This window comes from Pseudomonas sp. G5001, assembly GCF_013385475.1.
Classification (GTDB): domain Bacteria; phylum Pseudomonadota; class Gammaproteobacteria; order Pseudomonadales; family Pseudomonadaceae; genus Aquipseudomonas.
The window spans coordinates 73,192-89,916 of sequence record NZ_JACAPZ010000031.1 but is presented as its reverse complement, the minus strand read 5'-3'; the positions used below and the strand labels follow the sequence as shown (position 1 = coordinate 89,916).

General features: G+C 62.1%; 13 protein-coding genes and 1 pseudogene. 3 read left to right on the top strand and 11 right to left on the bottom strand.

Annotation, left to right across the window (positions count from 1 at the left end; translation table 11 throughout):
- Positions 1-160: 160 nt before the first annotated feature.
- The 3 genes from HX805_RS24220 to HX805_RS24210 are packed head-to-tail and all read right to left on the bottom strand — an operon-like array spanning position 161 to position 3,784.
- Positions 161-1,258, bottom strand: coding sequence for a DUF1513 domain-containing protein (locus HX805_RS24220; RefSeq protein WP_087694475.1), 1,098 nt, complete (start codon positions 1,256-1,258; stop codon positions 161-163).
- A 2-nt stretch (positions 1,259-1,260) separates the two neighbouring features.
- Positions 1,261-2,325, bottom strand: coding sequence for an imelysin family protein (locus tag HX805_RS24215; protein ID WP_102369806.1), 1,065 nt, complete (start codon positions 2,323-2,325; stop codon positions 1,261-1,263).
- Between the two features lie 31 nt (positions 2,326-2,356).
- Complete coding sequence (locus HX805_RS24210) at positions 2,357-3,784, bottom strand: di-heme oxidoredictase family protein (RefSeq protein WP_008435515.1); 1,428 nt, start codon at positions 3,782-3,784, stop codon at positions 2,357-2,359.
- A gap of 139 nt (positions 3,785-3,923) precedes the next feature.
- On the opposite strand from HX805_RS24210, the gene HX805_RS24205 reads away from it, so the two are divergent.
- A complete protein-coding gene (locus HX805_RS24205; protein ID WP_003214103.1) occupies positions 3,924-4,487 on the top strand; it encodes an NAD(P)H nitroreductase in 564 nt (187 codons plus the stop codon).
- Positions 4,488-4,636: 149 nt separating this feature from the next.
- Here HX805_RS24205 and HX805_RS32675 read toward each other — a convergent pair whose 3' ends face one another.
- From HX805_RS32675 to gap, 8 genes and pseudogenes are all read right to left on the bottom strand, one after another.
- The gene (locus HX805_RS32675) at positions 4,637-5,392 is read right to left on the bottom strand and encodes a methyl-accepting chemotaxis protein (RefSeq protein WP_371132077.1); all 756 of its coding nucleotides are present in this window, start codon (positions 5,390-5,392) and stop codon (positions 4,637-4,639) included.
- Positions 5,393-5,494: 102 nt separating this feature from the next.
- Positions 5,495-6,634, bottom strand: a pseudogene (locus HX805_RS32670) (HAMP domain-containing protein); the annotation flags it as partial.
- A 264-nt stretch (positions 6,635-6,898) separates the two neighbouring features.
- Positions 6,899-7,300 carry a YbaN family protein gene (locus HX805_RS24195; protein WP_003214107.1) on the bottom strand — a complete coding sequence of 134 codons (402 nt, stop codon included), beginning with the start codon at positions 7,298-7,300 and terminating at the stop codon, positions 6,899-6,901.
- A 170-nt stretch (positions 7,301-7,470) separates the two neighbouring features.
- Positions 7,471-8,079: a biliverdin-producing heme oxygenase gene (locus HX805_RS24190; RefSeq protein WP_003214109.1), complete on the bottom strand. Its 609-nt coding sequence runs from the start codon at positions 8,077-8,079 to the stop codon at positions 7,471-7,473.
- 131 nt (positions 8,080-8,210) lie between these two features.
- Positions 8,211-10,790, bottom strand: a complete 2,580-nt coding sequence (locus HX805_RS24185) for a TonB-dependent receptor (protein ID WP_177009670.1) — start codon at positions 10,788-10,790, stop codon at positions 8,211-8,213.
- A gap of 117 nt (positions 10,791-10,907) precedes the next feature.
- A complete protein-coding gene (locus HX805_RS24180; protein ID WP_177117345.1) occupies positions 10,908-11,876 on the bottom strand; it encodes a FecR domain-containing protein in 969 nt (322 codons plus the stop codon).
- A gap of 61 nt (positions 11,877-11,937) precedes the next feature.
- Positions 11,938-12,456, bottom strand: coding sequence for an RNA polymerase sigma factor (locus HX805_RS24175; RefSeq protein WP_003214115.1), 519 nt, complete (start codon positions 12,454-12,456; stop codon positions 11,938-11,940).
- A 184-nt stretch (positions 12,457-12,640) separates the two neighbouring features.
- Positions 12,641-13,642 (bottom strand): type I glyceraldehyde-3-phosphate dehydrogenase, encoded by a 1,002-nt coding sequence (gene gap, locus HX805_RS24170; RefSeq protein ID WP_003214117.1) that lies wholly within the window; start codon positions 13,640-13,642, stop codon positions 12,641-12,643.
- Positions 13,643-13,863: 221 nt separating this feature from the next.
- Here gap and edd point away from each other — a divergent pair, with 221 nt between their 5' ends.
- Complete coding sequence (gene edd / locus HX805_RS24165) at positions 13,864-15,690, top strand: phosphogluconate dehydratase (protein WP_003214119.1); 1,827 nt, start codon at positions 13,864-13,866, stop codon at positions 15,688-15,690.
- Positions 15,687-16,643: a glucokinase gene (locus HX805_RS24160; RefSeq protein ID WP_003214122.1), complete on the top strand. Its 957-nt coding sequence runs from the start codon at positions 15,687-15,689 to the stop codon at positions 16,641-16,643. The genes edd and HX805_RS24160 overlap by 4 nt, the downstream gene beginning before the upstream one ends.
- The last annotated feature ends 82 nt before the right edge of the window (positions 16,644-16,725 follow it).

Genomic DNA, 16,725 nt, shown 5'->3' with positions numbered 1-16,725 from the left:
GCCGAGCCTAAGCGAGGCACCGAGTGGTGGGGCAGAGACCTTTTGGTTACTTTTGGCTGGGCGGGCATTCCGGGCGTTTGCGAAAAGTGACCCGCTGTAAGAGCGGAACCATAAGTGGCCGTTACCGCAGCAACGGATATGCCCCCAATCAGCCCCCCAATCAAACCAGATGCAGATGGTTATCCCAAAGCCCCGCCGGCAACTCCAGCGGCTTGCCCACCAACGGCACCTGCCGACAATCATAAAACCGGCAACGCCCCTGCCCGGAAGTCACCACAAACCCATCAGCCACCGCACCCACCCCGGCACAATCCGGCAACGGCCCGTCCAGCAGCAACTGCGCGCTGTCCATGTTCCAGATAAAGAATCGATTCCCCCGTGGCGCCGTCAACGCCACCAGCCGCAACTCGCTGTGCACCGCCACACTGGCCGTGTAGTGCCCCATGGCCTGCAATTGCTCATCCGCCACCGGAAACGCCACAAACGCCTGCCCCGGCCGCTTGATCGCCAGCAACTCCGAACGCTCATGGGAAGGCCCCATGAATTGCTGCCCAGCGAGGATCGTCCCGTCGCTGGCAATCCCCATATGCCGCACACTGTTCATCTGCTGGCCCAGGGTCTCCTTGCTCAACAGCGTCCCGTCGCGCTTCATCAGGACCAGGCTCGGCTCCATGGCATTCAGGTTCATCTCCACCCGGCTCTCAGCCTCAGTGCGAATCCCGCCGTTAGCCACCACCAGCGTCTCGCCATCAGGCATCCACGACACCTGGTGCGGCCCGATCCCATGGGTGGAAATCTCCCCGGTGTGCACCAGCCGCTCACCCTCGAACCGGTACACACCCAGCAAACCGCGACCCGGGTCAGACGTGTCGTTCTCTGTGGCATACAACCACTCGCCATCCTTGTGCACCACCGCATGCCCGTAAAAGTGGCGATTGGCCTTGGAGGTGATGGTTTGCAGCAGCGCCCCGTCCCGCAAGTCGATCAGGTAACTCTCGGTGCCCGGCCGGCGGGCGACAAACAGCGCAATCGGCAGCGTCGGGTGGTTGATGATGTCGTGGCAGCGCTGGCCGACCTCGGTGGCAAATACCTGCTTGCCGTCCAGGCGAAAGCCGACGGCGTAGTGCCTGCCATCACTGTCATCCCGCGCCGAGAGCAGCAGCGGGCTTTTGCCCTTCTGCTTGAACAGCGTCCAGCCGCCCAAAGTGATCGCACTGAGCAGCACGCTGCCGAGGGCCAAAGCCTGTCGCCTGAGCATCATCAGTCACCGTCGTTGGCGTTAAAGCCCAGTTGGATGCCCAGCGCCTTGGCCAGCTCGCCTTCGTGCAGGCGGTGGACGACGTTGAGGCTGTCGTAGATATCGTTGAGTTGCTGGCGCCCGGCATCGTCGGCCAGCATTTCATTCAGCGTACGCTGGTTGCTGGCGAAGAGTTTCAGGGAGGCGGCATACGCGGCGTCGATCTTGTCAGCCAGGGGCTTTTGATCGGCAGGCAACAGGCCGCGCAGGCCTTTGTTGTCGACGCCGACCCAGACGGTCTGGGCGGCAGCCAGGCTGGCTTCCAGGCTTTGCAGGGACGACTGGCTGCGCCACGCATCGGCCTGGAACGGTTGCGGGATGCCCTTGGTCTGGCGGCCCATCGGGGTGCCGAGTTTTTTCTTCAGGGTGTCCAGCGCAGTCACTTGAACCCGCAGCAGGTCGGCGATGGCTTCGTGGGAATCGGCGTAGCGCTGGTTAGGAAACTTGGTCATCTGCGCCAGCATGCCGTCGGTGCTGTTCCAGCTCGACAGGATCTCTTCGGCCAGCAGTTTCTGGCGCTCGCCGATGGCTACCAGCAACGGGCAGTAGCGGGCTTTTTGCGTCTCGTCCGCCAGATCGGTCTTGGCGTCGTAGAGGATGTATTCGTAGGCCGACAGGCCCTGCACCACGACGCTGGATTTGGCCAGGGTGGCGGCGTCGATCTGTGGTTGGGCGGTCACCAGTTGCTCGACTTGACGACCCACCAGGTTTTTCTTGTCCGGCCAGAACTGCACCTGCCACGAGCGGTTGCCCTCGGCCAGCGGGCCGATCAGCAGCGGTTGCAACTCGGCCCAGGCCTTTTGCGCGTGCAGGAAGTCGGCGCGGGCGGTCTCCAGGCTTTCCTTGCCCTGGCAGTAGGCCAGAGCGCTGACGGCCAGTTGGCGGTCGGCTTCAACCCAGCGGCTGTAGGTCGGCAGGATCACTTGCTTGGCGATGGCCGCCGAGGTCACCGCTTGCGGGTCCTGGGGCGAGCACGCACCGAGGGCGAGGGCGGCCAGGCTGGTGAACAACAACTTGGGACGGAACATGTCGAGCTCCCTTCTGTAATTAGGACAAAGCTTATAAAGAATTCAGAAATGCCAGCAACGCGGCGCGCTGCTCGGCATTGAACGACAACACATGCTGCTGCGCCGCCTGGGCTTCACCGCCGTGCCACAGCACGGCCTCCATCAGGTTGCGGGCGCGGCCGTCATGCAAGAACTGGGTGTGGCCACTGACGGCTTGCGTCAGGCCAATGCCCCACAACGGCGGCGTGCGCCAGTCGCGGCCACTGGCTTTGAATTCGCTGCGGTTGTCGGCGAGGCCGTCGCCCATGTCGTGCAGCAGCAAGTCGCTGTAGGGGCGAATCACCTGGTTAGCCAATTCAGGTTCGGCGGCGGTGGGCGCCGTGGTGAATTGCGGGGTGTGGCAGCCCTGGCAACCGGCCTGGTAGAACAGGTTTTTCCCGGCCAGCACTTGCGGTGCGTTGACGTCGCGGCGGGCGGGGACGGCCAGGTTGCGGGTGTAGAACAGCACCAGGCGCAGGATGTTGTCGCTGACCTCAGGCTCGCCATCCGGGCCATTGCCGTTGGGCGCCTGTTTGCAGGCCACTTGTGCATCGGTGCAGTCATCGAACGGTCTCAGGGAGGTGGTCAGGCCCATATCACCAGAGAACGCGTGAACATTTTGTTGATTGAGGTTCGGTTGCCCGGCTTTCCAGCCAAATCGACCGAGTACGGTCTTGTGTTGCGCGTCGTCCCAGACCCAATTCGCCCGCCCGACAATGGCTTCCTTGTCGGCGGTTTTCGGGTCGGTGTTGCGCAGGATGTCGGCGTCGGGGATCGCTTCGAGCAGCCCCAGGCCGATCATCGGCGGTGCAACTCGCGCCGAGAAGCGCGTGTCGGGGTGCATCGGCCCATAACCGAGCTGGGTGATTTGCAGGGCCGGCTTGCGCAATTCGACCACGGTGCCGTCCTTGAAGCGGACGTTGACCGGCGTGTAGTCGACCCGCACCTTGCCCTCCGGGGCGACGCCGGGCACGGCCATGTCCTGCAATTGCCCACCGTAGACCGGCTCGGGGACTACACCCAGTTGCTCGATGACCTTCGCATAGGGCGGTGCATCGGGAATCGACAGGCGTACCAGCATCGACACCGCGTTGGGCGCATCGGGCAATGGCGGATGCCCACGGCCATCCTTGATATGGCAGTTCTGGCAGGCATTGGTATTGAACAGCGGGCCCAGCCCGTCGCGGGCAGTGGTGGTGGACGGGGCAATCACCCAGGGGCTGCGAAAGAAACTGTTGCCGACGCTGAAGTCCAGGCGCCGGGTGGGCGACAGGTTGGCCGAGGGCAGGGAGAAGGCGTTCTGGTCGGTCTTCCTCACCGTGGTCGCGCCACCGGCACGCGCTTCACCAGGCTCGGCCTTGGTGAATCGCGGGGCGTCATCGCAGGCACTCAGGCTCAAGGCCATCAACAGTGCAGACAGGCGAAGGGGCGAACGGGACATCAGTCTTCCTGAACGTAGGCTGAAAATAAGGCCGCAAAGTCTAACAGGGCAGGGCGGATTGAATAAGAGCAATTATCGTTTGGTGGTATCCGATTCATTCCCGCTAGAATGACCGCACATTTTTCTCTGGAGGTGGCCAATGCAGGCTCTCGACGCTTTGCTCAACCGTGTTTCCGTGCCGCGACTGCTGGACCCGGCACCGACCCAGGAGCAGCGCGACCTGCTGTTCGCCGCTGCCATGCGCGCGCCCGACCACGGCCAACTGCGCCCTTGGCGCTTCCTGACGGTGGAGGGTGCGGCACGTGAGCGCATGGGCACCCTGCTGGCCGAAGCCGCCCGCCTGCAGGACGCCGACGCGCCCCAGGCCGCGATCGACAAGGCGCAGAACGGCCCGCTGCGGGCGCCGTTGGTGGTGGTGGTGATTGCCCGCCTGCAAGAACATTTCAAAGTGCCAAAATCCGAGCAGCTGCTGGCGGCGGCCTGTGCGGCTCACGGGATTCTGCTGGCGGCGTACGCCCAGGGGATCGGCGCGGTGTGGCGCACCGGTGAGTTGTCGTACTCGGCCCATGTCGCCAAAGGCCTCGGGCTGAAGGCGGATGAGGAAGTGATTGGCTTCCTCTACCTGGGCACCCCACAAAACCCGCCGCGTACGGCCCCGAAAGAAGACCTCGCGCCGTTTGTGGCGGCCTGGACGGGTCAATAAGGCACCGCGACTCTAAATGTGGACGGGCTTGTGTGGGAGCGGGCTTGCTCGCGAATGCGGTGTGTCAGTCAATACATGTACCGACTGATCCACCGCGTTCGCGAGCAAGCCCGCTCCCACATTGGGTGTTCACTGGTTTCAAGCTCGGGTCAAACCCGAAACTGATCCATCAGCTTCATCTGCTGGCTGGCCAGGGCGTTGAGCTGGCTGCTGATGGCCGCCGATTCGGTGGCCTGGCCGGTCAGGGTTTCTGTCACTGTGCGGATTGCCGAGACGTTGCGGTTGACCTCCTCGGCCACCGCACTTTGCTGCTCGGCAGCGCTGGCGATTTGCAGGTTCATGTCGCTGATCACCGTCACTGCATCGCTGATCTTGCCCAGAGCCTGCACCGCCTGATGGATCTGCCCGGCGTTGTTCTGCGCCTGGCTCTGGCTCGAATGCATGGTCGCCACCACTCCACGGGTGCCAGTCTGGATGCGTTCGATCACCAGGCGAATCTCCTCCACTGAATCCTGGGTGCGCTTGGCCAGGTTGCGCACCTCGTCGGCCACCACCGCAAAACCGCGCCCGCTTTCCCCGGCTCGCGCCGCTTCAATCGCAGCGTTCAGGGCCAGCAGGTTGGTCTGTTCGGCGATGCTGCGGATCACTTCCAGTACCGAACCGATCTGCTCGCTGTTCACCGCCAGGGCTTCGACTTCGGTCACGGCCTTGCTCACTTCTTCGGCCAGGGTGGTGATGTCGCGGGTGCTGCGTTCAATGATCTGCATGCCTTCGCGGGCTGACTGGTCGGCGCCGCGGGCCGCGCTGGCGGCGTTGGAGGCGCTGTTGGCCACGTCGTGGGCGGTGGCGCTCATTTCATTCGAGGCGGTGGCCACCTGGTCGATCTCACGGAACTGCACCTGCATGCCTTCGCTGGTCTGGCGCGCGATTGCCGAGGACTGGTCGGCGGTGCCACGGGCTTCGGTGATGCTTTGCTTGATCTGCGCGATGGTCGGCTGCAGCTTGTCGAGGAAGCGGTTGAACCAGTTCACCAGTTCCCCCAGTTCATCTTTTTTACCGTAGGCCAGGCGCTGGGTGAGGTCGCCGTCGCCGCTGGCGATTTCCTTGAGCATGGCGGCCACGCTGTTGATCGGCCGGGTCACGCCGGTGGCGGTCAGCCAGATCAGCAACAGGCCCAGCAGCCCGGCGGCTGCGCCTACCAGCAACGCCTTGACGGTGCCACTGGCCTGGGCCTTGTCGAGCACCGCCTGGAGTTTGAGCGAGTCTGCCAGCAGCACTTGTTTGGGCAGCTTGATTACCACGCCCCAGGATTTGGCGTCGGCAATCGGTTTGACCGGGTACACGGCGCGAATCATGCCGTCTTCCTCGCGGATCTTGCGGGTATCGCTGGCCAGCAGTTGCACGATCTCTTTGCCTTCGGCACCGAGGGTGTCCACCAGGTTTTTGCCGACTTTGGCCGGCTCGCCGCTGTAGCCGGCGATCAAGCCGTTACCGGACAGTATTTCGAGAATTCCGGCGCCGTTGAACAGTTCTTTTTGCGCCGCATCTGTCGCCGCTTGCAGGGCGTTGAGGGCGAGGTCCACACCGACCACGCCGATCACTTTGCCGTCGACCAGCAGGGGCAGGGAAATGGTGGTCATCAACACCGGCTTGCCGGCTACGGTGTCTTCATACGGGTCCAGCAGGCAGGTGTTTTTTGTGTCCCGCGGGCAGGTGTACCAGATGTTGTAGGGCGTGCCGCTGAGGTTGAGGGTGGTCTTGGTCAGGTCATCCTCGACCATCACGGTGTTCAGGCCTTCACCGCCGGCGCGGCTCCAGTAGCTGGAAAAGCGGCCTTTTTCGTTGGACACACGGGCGGCATCATTGACGAATTCACTGTCTTTGCCATCGAGGGCGTTGGGCTCGAACGACAGCCAGATGCCGAGCACCTTGGTGTTGCGGTCGAAGGCGGTTTTCAGGCTGTGGTTGAGTTCTTCACGCAGGGCCCCGGCATCCAACGAGCGCTTGCCGGCCAGAGTGCGCAGGTCCTTGATCTGGTCGGCGAGGGCCGTCACCACCAACAGGCTTTCACCGAAGGTTTTTTGCAGTTGCACCGCTTGCTCGGCGGCCTTGGCCTGCAGCAGGTTCTGCACACTGTCGGTGAGCATTCGCGAGCTTGAATCGCTGATGAGTTCGTCGTTCTGGTTGGTCTGGTACAGGTTCATGCCGACCACCAGGGCGATCACCCCCAGCAGGCACAGACCGGACAACAGCACGATTTTCAAGCGAATGGAGAGGGTGTCGAACATAGAAGTACCCGCGAATGGACTTATTAGTATGCAAGCTCACGCGAGTCCATTCGGCGCTATGCCCGGAACATCGGCTTGGGCCGGCAGTTCATGAGCGGGAGCCGATGAGCGGTAGTCAGGGTGTCAGGTGGGTTGCGGGAGACGTTCCGGTCGCGACCAGATCCACAGGTTGCCCATGCTCATTCCGGCGATGGCCAGGTAAATCGGCCAGCCGTGGTCGAGCATCACCAGCATCAGGCCGGCGCACAGCAGCATGCTCACGGTGGCGCTGACTTTGGCCCGGCGGGCGATGATCCTGCCATTGCGCCAATTGAACAGGATCGGCCCGAACAGCCGGTGGTTTTCCAGCCAGGCACTCAGGCGCGGCGAGCTTTTGGTGGCGGCCCAGGCGGCCAGCAGGATGAATTCGGTGGTGGGCAAGCCCGGTACCACAATCGCAATCAAGCCGATGCCCAGGCTGACGTAGGCCAGCAGGCCGAACAGGACGCGGGCGATTTTGGATGAGGATTGGGTTTTGCCGGTCATGGGTGCGGTTTGCATGGATGGATTTACGAAGGATTCAAAGTGAAACCGGATCAAAATGTGGGAGCGGGCTTGCTCGCGAATGCGGTGGTTCAGTCAATATATCTGGTGACTGAACCACGGCATTCGCGAGCAAGCCCGCTCCCACATTTGATTGCATTCCAATCAGGGAATCAGGCCAGTTCAGGGGCGCTAGCGTACGCCTGTTCCAGCAACACGGTGAAGCGCACGAACGCATCAATCGCGCCTTTCTCCACTTCGGCTTCTTCTTCAGCGGTGAATTCCAGTGCGTCGAGGGTGCGGGTGAAGCGCTTCCAGCCTTCAGCGCGACCACCTGCCGGCTCGCCCAGGTGACGGGCACCGAAGGTTTCGCTCAGGCCCAGGCCCACGGCGCGCTTGATCAGGAACGCGGCGCCCAGCTTGGAACCTTCGGACACGAACAGCCACCCCAGGGCTTCGGCCTTGCTCGGGTTTTTCACCGCGCCGGCCACCGGTGCCGGTACTTCGGTGTCCAGGTCGCCCAGGTCCAGCTTGGCCGCTTCGGCACGGCAGCGTTCGGCGAGGTCAGGGACGATCTTGATCAACTCGGCATCGTTGTACAGCGCCACCAGCTCCGACTGGAACAGGTATTGCGCGACCACGAAGCGGGCGAAGTTGGCCTGGGTTTCAAACGGTGCATGGGCCTTCACCAACGCATCGAGCTTGGTGTGCGGTTCGTTGGTGATCTGGTTCAGGCGCTGGGAGCGCAGGGCTGCACGTTCTGCGGTAGGGGAGGCGGTCATCGGGGAGTCCTTGAGAAGAGAAAGCGTCTGGTTGCCAGGCTGTTATGAACTAGACGAACCAGAAGACGCGTCACAGTAAAAAATCCTCACCCCGGCGCGGATTAAATTGCGTCGGGATGAGGCTCCATGGATCAGATGTCCCAGATCAGGTTGATCGCAAAGTTGCGGCCCGGCTGGGTCAGGCGGTCGAGGTTGGCCGGGCCGGTCACACCGGCTTCGCCGACGCTGTCGTAGCTGCGCACGTCATCCCAGTTCCAGTATTTCTTGTCCGTCAGGTTGTACAGGCCGCCGTTGATGGTCACGTCGTTGGTGACCTTGTAGAAGCCGGTCAGGTCGACGATGCCAAAACCCGGGGTCTTGAACGGGCCGTTGGCGCTGTTGCCGTCAGGGGCGAAGAAGGTGGTGCTGTCGACGCGGTCCTGTTTCTTGACCAGGGTCCAGCTGACCAGAGCACCGTAGTTCTGCTGGTCATAGCCCAGGCCGAACACGCCCTTGAGCGGGTTGACGCTGTTCAACGGTTCGCCGTTGTCGTCATTGCGCCCGTAGGTGTAGGCAATCGAGCCTTGGGTATACAGGCCCTGCGGTGCGCCGAATGCGTCGAGGCTCAAGCGGCCCTTGGCCTCCACGCCCTTGATGGTGGCGTGCTTGATGTTGTTGGCTTCGAACTGCTGGACGGTGCCACCGGCAACCGAGGCATCTTCGTCGATGAAATCACGGTACTTGTTGTAGTACACCGCCACATCAAACGAGCCCGAGTCGAAGTTGCCGCGAATCCCGGTTTCGACGCCCCGGCTGCTTTCCGGCTTGAGGTCCGGGTTGGGTTCGACGGTGTAGCCCTGCTGCAGGTTTTCAAAGCGGCCATACAAGGCCTTGGCCGACGGGGTGCGATAGCCTTCGGCGTATTGGCCGAACCAGGTGTATTGCTCGGTCAGGGCATAAGTGATGCCGAATTTTGGCGTTACACGGTGCCAGTTCTTTTCCGAATCGCTGTGGTCGTAGATGCGTGTCGGGTCAACGGTATTGAGGAATTCCTGGGTCAGCTTGGGTTTGAGCTGGATGTAGTCGTACCGTACGCTGGGCAGGAAGGTCCACTTGTCCCAGGCAATCTGGTCCTGGGCAAACAGCGCGTAGGAGTTGATGGTCGGGTCGGGGAAGTCGCTGGCTTTTTTCACGCTGTCGGCGGCCGACGGGCTTGGTGCACCGATGGCGGTGCAGCCTGCGCCGACCGCCAGGCAGGTCGCGGCGCCCTCACGGGAACCGGTGACTTTCTGCTGCTTGAGGGTGGTGCCGTAGGTCACGACATGGTCGGTTTCGCCGATGCTGAAAGCCTTGTCCAATTGCGCGTCGAATACCCACTGCTTCTCTTCGTACAGGGTCTCGCGGGTGCGCAATACCTTGCGCGATGGCTGGTAGATTTCTGCGGTGGTCTGGTCGGTCTTGGCGATCTGGTAGTTGAGGCTGGTCTTGATGTGATCGGCAATCGGCGAGTCGAGGGCGAACTTGTTTTCGATGCCGAAGCGTTCTCGGGTGATGGTGTCGTTGCCCGTGCGGCCGCGGTAGAAGTTGAAGCCCTGGCCACCGACAAACGGGCCACCCACTGCGTTTTTCAGGTTGGTGTCGCGATCGTCCTTGAACTTCTCGTAGGTCAGGCCCAGGCGGTTCTCTTCGCCGTAGTTCCAGCCCAGTTTGGCCAGCACGTTGGTGGTGCGCGCATCTTCCGGGTTGGCGCCGGTGCGCGCCAGGCCGGTGGCGTTATTGCCGTCGTAGGATTCCATCTCGTGACCGTTGCGCTGGCTCAGGTGCAGCAAGCCGTCGAAGTCCTGCACGCGACCGGCGACGGTGCCGGAGGTCAGCCAGCTCTCGTCGGCGGAGCTGTAGCCGGTCTTCAGGCGTGCGCCGTAGTCCTGGCCGGGCTTGATGATGTCGTTGGGGTCGAGGGTGAAATAGCTCACCGCGCCGCCGATGGCGCTGCTGCCGTACAAGGCCGAGGCCGGGCCGCGCAGGATTTCCACGCGCTTGACGATTTCCGGGTCGACGTAGTTGCGGCGGGTCTTGGCGTAGGGGCCGTTGAAGAAGTTGTCCGGCACCTCGACGCCGTCCACCTGGGTCAGGATGCGGTCGCCGTCGATCCCGCGAATGTTGTAGCCGGCATTGCCGGAGCGGGTGCCGGCACCGCCCACCGAAACACCTGGCTCATAACGCACCAGTTCGCGGATGGTGTTGACGTTCTGGCGGTCCAGTTCTTCGCGGTCGTGCACGGTCACGGTGCTGGGCACGCTGTCCACGGCCTGTTCCTGGCGGGTGGCACTGATGGTCATCTGTTGCAGGGTGATGGCACCGACGGCGACGCGTTTTTCCAGCACGATGTTGTTGTTGCCCAGTTTGCGATAGCCCAGGTTGGTCCCCACCAACAGCCGGTCCAGGGCTTTATCCGCCGGCAATGAGCCGCGCACGCCAGGGGACGACACACCCTGGCCCAGCTCGGCGGGCAGGCCGACTTGCCAGCCGGTCACCGCGGTGAAGGCGTTCAGCGCCGAGACCAGAGATTGCTGCTCGATGCTGAAGCTGTAGTTGCCCTGGCTGCGGCTGGCAGGCTCGGCGGCGGTGGCGGCCATGACGGGCGCACCGGCCAACAGGATTGCGGCCGTCAGTAGCGACAAGCCCTGGCGGCGAACGGGCGAAGAGGACCGGCGGTTGAAACGAGACGACATCGAGAGCGCTCCGGAAGGTACGAATCTTATAGTTGCGCACTGAATCAAATAGGAATCAGTTGCATTGGCTATAACGAGACGTATCGTCGCTGGCTATCGAGTAAAAATAATTCTCATTTAGTTCAGGATCACCAGCGCCGGGTATTCCGAGAGCTTGGCCGAGGTGATGTGGGCCAGGGAGCGCACCACGTCGAGCGGCTGGTCGAGCCGGTAATTGCCGGTGACGGCCACGCTGGCCAGCCTGTCGTTGTTGTTGACGATCCAGCCGGGGTAGTAGCGACGCAATTCGGCCAGCACTTCGCTCATCGGGCAGTTTTCGAAGATCAGCCGGCCGTCGACCCAGGCCAGGTCCTTGGTGGTGTCGAGCTTGGCCGGTTGGCCGAAGCCCTTGGGCCCGATGCGGATACTTTCACCGGCGCTCAGGCGCACCCGCGCGTCGTCAAACGTGTTGCTCAGGTCGACATCACCGCGCTGTACCTGAACCTGGGCTTCACCGTTCAAGTAGCGCACCGCGAAAGAGGTGTCGCGCACGCTGGCGCGCACCGGGCCGGCGTCGATTTCCAGGGGCAGGCCACGGCTGGGCAGCACTTCGAAAAATGCCTCGCCCTGATACAGGCGGGCGATGCGCTGGTGGTCCTTGATGGTGCTGGAGAAGGCTGAGTTGGTGTTGAGCAACACTTTCGAGCCATCGTCCAGCTGCAGGCGCTGGCGTTCGCCCACCACGGTCAGATGGTCGGCCTGCAGGCGCATAGGCAGGTTGCTGAAGCTGAACAGGCCCAGCAGCAACACGGCGGCAGTGGCCAGGGGCTTCCAGTGCGGTTTGATACGGCGCCAGGCGCTGGGTTTGCGTGGCGCATTCAGGGCGACGGCAGCGCTGTGAACGGGCGCTCCGCTCCAGGCAGTCTGGGCCTTGATGAAGGCTTCGGCGTTTAACGGGTCGTTGGCGAGCCAGGCTTTAAATTCCGCCTGCTGCCCGGGTTGCGGGCACTGCAACGCGATCAGCCAGTCGAGGGCTTGGTCCATGGCCGCGTCTTGCAACACCTCATGAGCCAGCTCATGGGGGTGCCGTTGATTCGGTTCCGTCACGGTGTTCCTCGGGTCTTCGCCACGTTTTAATCAATAGTCCTACAGACTGTGCCGCCAAAGCTTAAGGGCGATCCAGTCTTTCGGCCACACCTATGCAGATGGCCATGATCAGTTTCAGTTCCTTCTGCACGGTGCTCAGGGACACGTCGAGCTTGTCGGCGATCTCCTGATAGCTGCAACCGTGCAGGCGGCTGAGGATGAATATCTGCTGCTGGCGGGCGCTCAACTGGCCGAGGCTGACACTCAGGTGCTCGAGCAATTGCTCGGCCTGTGTCGCGTCTTCGGGGGTGCTGACGGGGGAGGCGACGCTTTGCAGGACGTCCAGCGGGACATCTTCCTGCAGGGTGCGGGCCTGAATCCTGCGGGCGCGCAGGTGATCCAGCGCCAGGTTGCGCGCCGTTTGGTAGACAAAGGGTTCGAGGTGGTCGATCGGCCGTTCGCTCAGGGCCCGGGTAACGCGCAGGTAGGTTTCCTGCAACAGGTCCTCGGCGGTGCTGTGGTTATTCACCATCCGCTGCAAGGTGCGCAGCAAAATCACCCGTTGGGTGAGGAAGACTTGGTTGAAACGAGATTGGCTCACAGTGATACCAGACCGATTTGCAGCGAATGATAATGCTTATCATCAACGCAAATGGCAAGTGGCACTTTGGATTACTGTAGGAGCGAGCTTGCTCGCGAAGGGCGTCAACGATATCGCTGGCATCCTGAATAAACGCGGTGGTTTTGCGTTTTTCGCGAGCAAGCTCGCTCCTACAGGCCGAGCATTACTCGGCGTTGCACAGCGCCAGGCAGTTATCCAGCATCCGGTTCGAGAAGCCCCACTCATTATCGTACCAGGCCAGCACTTTCAGCAGTTTGCCGCTGACCTTGGTGTGATTGGCGTCGAAGATCGACGAAAGCGGGTTATGGTTGAAGTCACTGGAAACCAGCGGCAGGGTGTTGTAGCCGAGGATTTTCGAGTGCTGGCTGGCTTCTTTCAGCAGCGCGTTGACCTGCTCGGCGCTGGCTTCTTTTTTCAGTTGCACGGTGAGGTCCACCAGCGACACGTTGATCACCGGTACACGCACGGCCATGCCGGTCAGCTTGCCTGCCAGTTCCGGCAGCACCAGGCCCACGGCTTCGGCAGCGCCGGTCTTGCTCGGGATCATGTTCTGGGTGGCCGAGCGCGCGCGGTACGGGTCGGTGTGGTAGACGTCGGTCAGGTTCTGGTCGTTGGTGTAGGCGTGGATGGTGGTCATCAGGCCGCTTTCGATGCCCAGCTCGCGGTGCAGCACCTGGGCCACGGGCGCCAGGCAGTTGGTGGTGCAGGAAGCGTTGGAGATGATCTGGTGGGATTGACGCAAAATGTCATGGTTTACCCCGTACACCACGGTGGCATCGGCGCCCTTGGCCGGGGCCGAGATGATTACCTTGCGCGCGCCGGCGGTAATATGGGCGGCGGCCTTGTCACGGTCGGTGAACAGACCGGTGCATTCGAACACCACGTCCACCTTGTGCGCAGCCCAAGGCAGGTCGGCCGGGTTGCGAATGGCACTCACGGCAATCCGGTCACCATTCACGGTCAGGCTTTCCTGATCATGAGCGACCTCTGCGTCGAAAGTACCGTGGACGGTGTCGTATTTAAGCAGGTGGGCATTGATCGAGCTGTCGCCGAGATCGTTGATGGCGACGATCTGCAAATCCTGACGGTAGCCTTGGGTATAAAGTGCGCGCAGGACATTACGGCCAATACGGCCAAAACCATTGATAGCGATACGTAGAGTCATTGGAAGGTGCCTGTCGTCGATTTGTTGTAAGAATTACAAGATTATTCGCATAAAAATAGAAAACAAGCCTTTTTAGTGGCAATATTTTGTTCAATCTACAACGAGTGACCTGAATCAACTGGTCCGATTGGTCAAGCAACACCCTGCCAACCTCTTCGCGGCGGGCTTTTGACCAGCATAGACACTCAGGTCGCCACATCCGTTAGCCTGGAGTTCTATACATGCATCCCCGCGTACTTGAGGTCACCGAACGGCTTATCGCCCGCAGCCGTGCAACCCGTGAGGCATACCTTGCGCTCATTCGCGGCGCTGCCAGCGACGGCCCGATGCGCGGCAAGCTGCAATGCGCCAACTTTGCCCACGGCGTGGCCGGGTGTGGCACCGAAGACAAAAACAGCCTGCGCATGATGAACGCCGCCAACGTGGCAATTGTTTCGTCATATAACGACATGCTGTCGGCCCACCAGCCATACGAACATTTCCCCGAGCAAATCAAAAAGGCCCTGCGTGAAGTCGGTTCTGTTGGCCAGTTCGCCGGCGGTACCCCCGCCATGTGCGACGGCGTGACCCAGGGCGAGCCAGGCATGGAGCTCAGCCTGCTGAGCCGCGAAGTGATTGCCATGTCCACGGCGGTAGCGCTGTCCCACAACATGTTCGACGCCGCGCTGATGCTGGGTATCTGCGACAAGATCGTCCCCGGCCTGATGATGGGCGCCCTGCGCTACGGCCACCTGCCGATGATCTTCGTACCAGGCGGCCCGATGCCGTCGGGGATCTCCAACAAACAGAAAGCCGACGTGCGCCAGCGCTACGCCGAAGGCAAGGCCACCCGCGAAGAGCTGCTGGAATCGGAGATGAAGTCCTACCACAGCCCGGGCACCTGCACCTTCTACGGCACCGCCAACACCAACCAGTTGCTGATGGAAGTCATGGGCCTGCACCTGCCGGGCGCCTCGTTCGTCAACCCGTACACGCCGCTGCGTGACGCCCTGACCCGCGAAGCCGCGCACCAGGTCACGCGCCTGACCAAGGCCAACGGCAGCTTCACGCCGATCGGCGAGATCGTCGACGAGAAATCCATCGTCAACTCCATCATCGCCCTCAACGCCACGGGTGGGTCCACCAACCACACCCTGCACATGCCGGCCATCGCCATGTCGGCGGGCATCATCCTGACTTGGGATGACATGGCCGACCTCTCCGAAGTGGTGCCGACCCTGTCCCACGTGTATCCAAACGGCAAGGCCGACATCAACCACTTCCAGGCGGCGGGAGGCATGTCGTTCCTGATCCGCGAACTGCTGGAAGCCGGCCTGCTGCACAACGACGTCAACACCGTGGCCGGTCATGGCCTGAGCCGCTACACCCAGGAACCGTTCCTGGTGGACGGCGAGCTGGTATGGCGTGAAGGCCCGATCGAAAGCCTCGACGAAACCATCCTGCGTCCCGTGGCCCGTGCGTTTTCTCCGGAAGGCGGCCTGCGGGTAATGGAAGGCAACCTCGGCCGGGGTGTGATGAAGGTCTCCGCCGTGGCCCTCGAACATCAAATCGTCGAAGCCCCGGCCGTGGTGTTCCAGGACCAGCAAGACCTGGCCGACGCGTTCAAGGCCGGTGAGTTGGAAAAAGACTTCGTTGCAGTGATGCGTTTCCAGGGCCCGCGCTCCAACGGCATGCCGGAATTGCACAAGATGACCCCGTTCCTCGGCGTGTTGCAGGATCGTGGCTTCAAAGTGGCGTTGGTAACAGACGGGCGCATGTCCGGCGCGTCGGGTAAGATTCCCGCCGCGATTCACGTCAACCCCGAAGCCCAGAGCGGCGGGCCACTGGCACGTGTGCGCGATGGCGATATCATTCGCGTGGATGGCGTCAAAGGCACCTTGGAGCTTAAGGTGGACGCCGAAGAATTTGCTGCGCGCGCGCCTGCCACGGGCCTTCTGGGCAATAACGTGGGGGCCGGTCGCGAGTTGTTTGCGTTCATGCGTTTGGCTGCAAGCTCCGCAGAGCAGGGCGCCAGCGCCTTTACCTCTGCCTTGGAGACACTTAAGTGAAGCTAGCGCTGGTCGGTGATATCGGTGGTACCAACGCCCGTTTTGCGTTGTGGCGGGATCAGGAGCTGCATTCGATCCGCGTCCATGCGACGGCGGATCATGCCAGCCCGGAAGAGGCGATCCAGGTCTATCTGAAGGAAGAAGGCCTGGCCATCGGCTCGATTGGCGCGGTGTGCCTGTCGGTCGCGGGGCCGGTGAGTGGAGATGAATTTAAATTCACCAACAATCACTGGCGCCTGAGCAAGACTGCGTTCTGCAAGACCTTGCAGGTGGACGAGCTGCTGCTGGTGAATGATTTCTCGGCCATGGCCCTGGGCATGACCCGCCTGAAGCCCGACGAATTCCGCGTGGTGTGCGAAGGCACGCCGGAGCCGTTGCGCCCTGCGGTGGTGATTGGCCCGGGCACTGGCCTGGGCGTGGGCACCTTGCTCGACCTCGGCCATGGCCGTTGGGCGGCATTGCCGGGGGAGGGCGGCCATGTCGACCTGCCCGTGAGCAGCCCGCGTGAAGCCCAGCTGTGGCAGCACATCTACAATGAGATCGGCCATGTCAGCGCTGAAACTGCCTTGAGCGGTGGCGGTTTGCCCAGGTTGTACCGGGCGATCTGCGCGGTGGACGGTCACGAGGCGGTTCTGGAAACTCCCGAAGCCATCACTGCCGCTGGCCTGGCGGGCGACCCTATTGCCCTGGAAGTGCTGGACCAGTTCAGTATCTGGCTGGGCCGCGTCGCCGGTAACAATGTGCTGACCACCGGCGGTCGTGGTGGCGTGTACATCGTGGGTGGGGTGATCCCGCGCTTTGCCGATTTCTTTATCAAGAGTGGTTTTGCCAGGAGTTTTGGCGACAAGGGCTGCATGAGCGACTACTTCAAAGGCATTCCGGTGTGGCTGGTGACGGCACCGTATTCAGGGTTGACAGGTGCTGGTGTGGCGCTTGAGCAGGCATTTGCGTAGGCAGTGATGGCCTCTTCGCGAGCAAGCCCGCTCCCACATTCAATCCCATTCCAACTGGATGAATGAGGTGGAATGTGGGAGC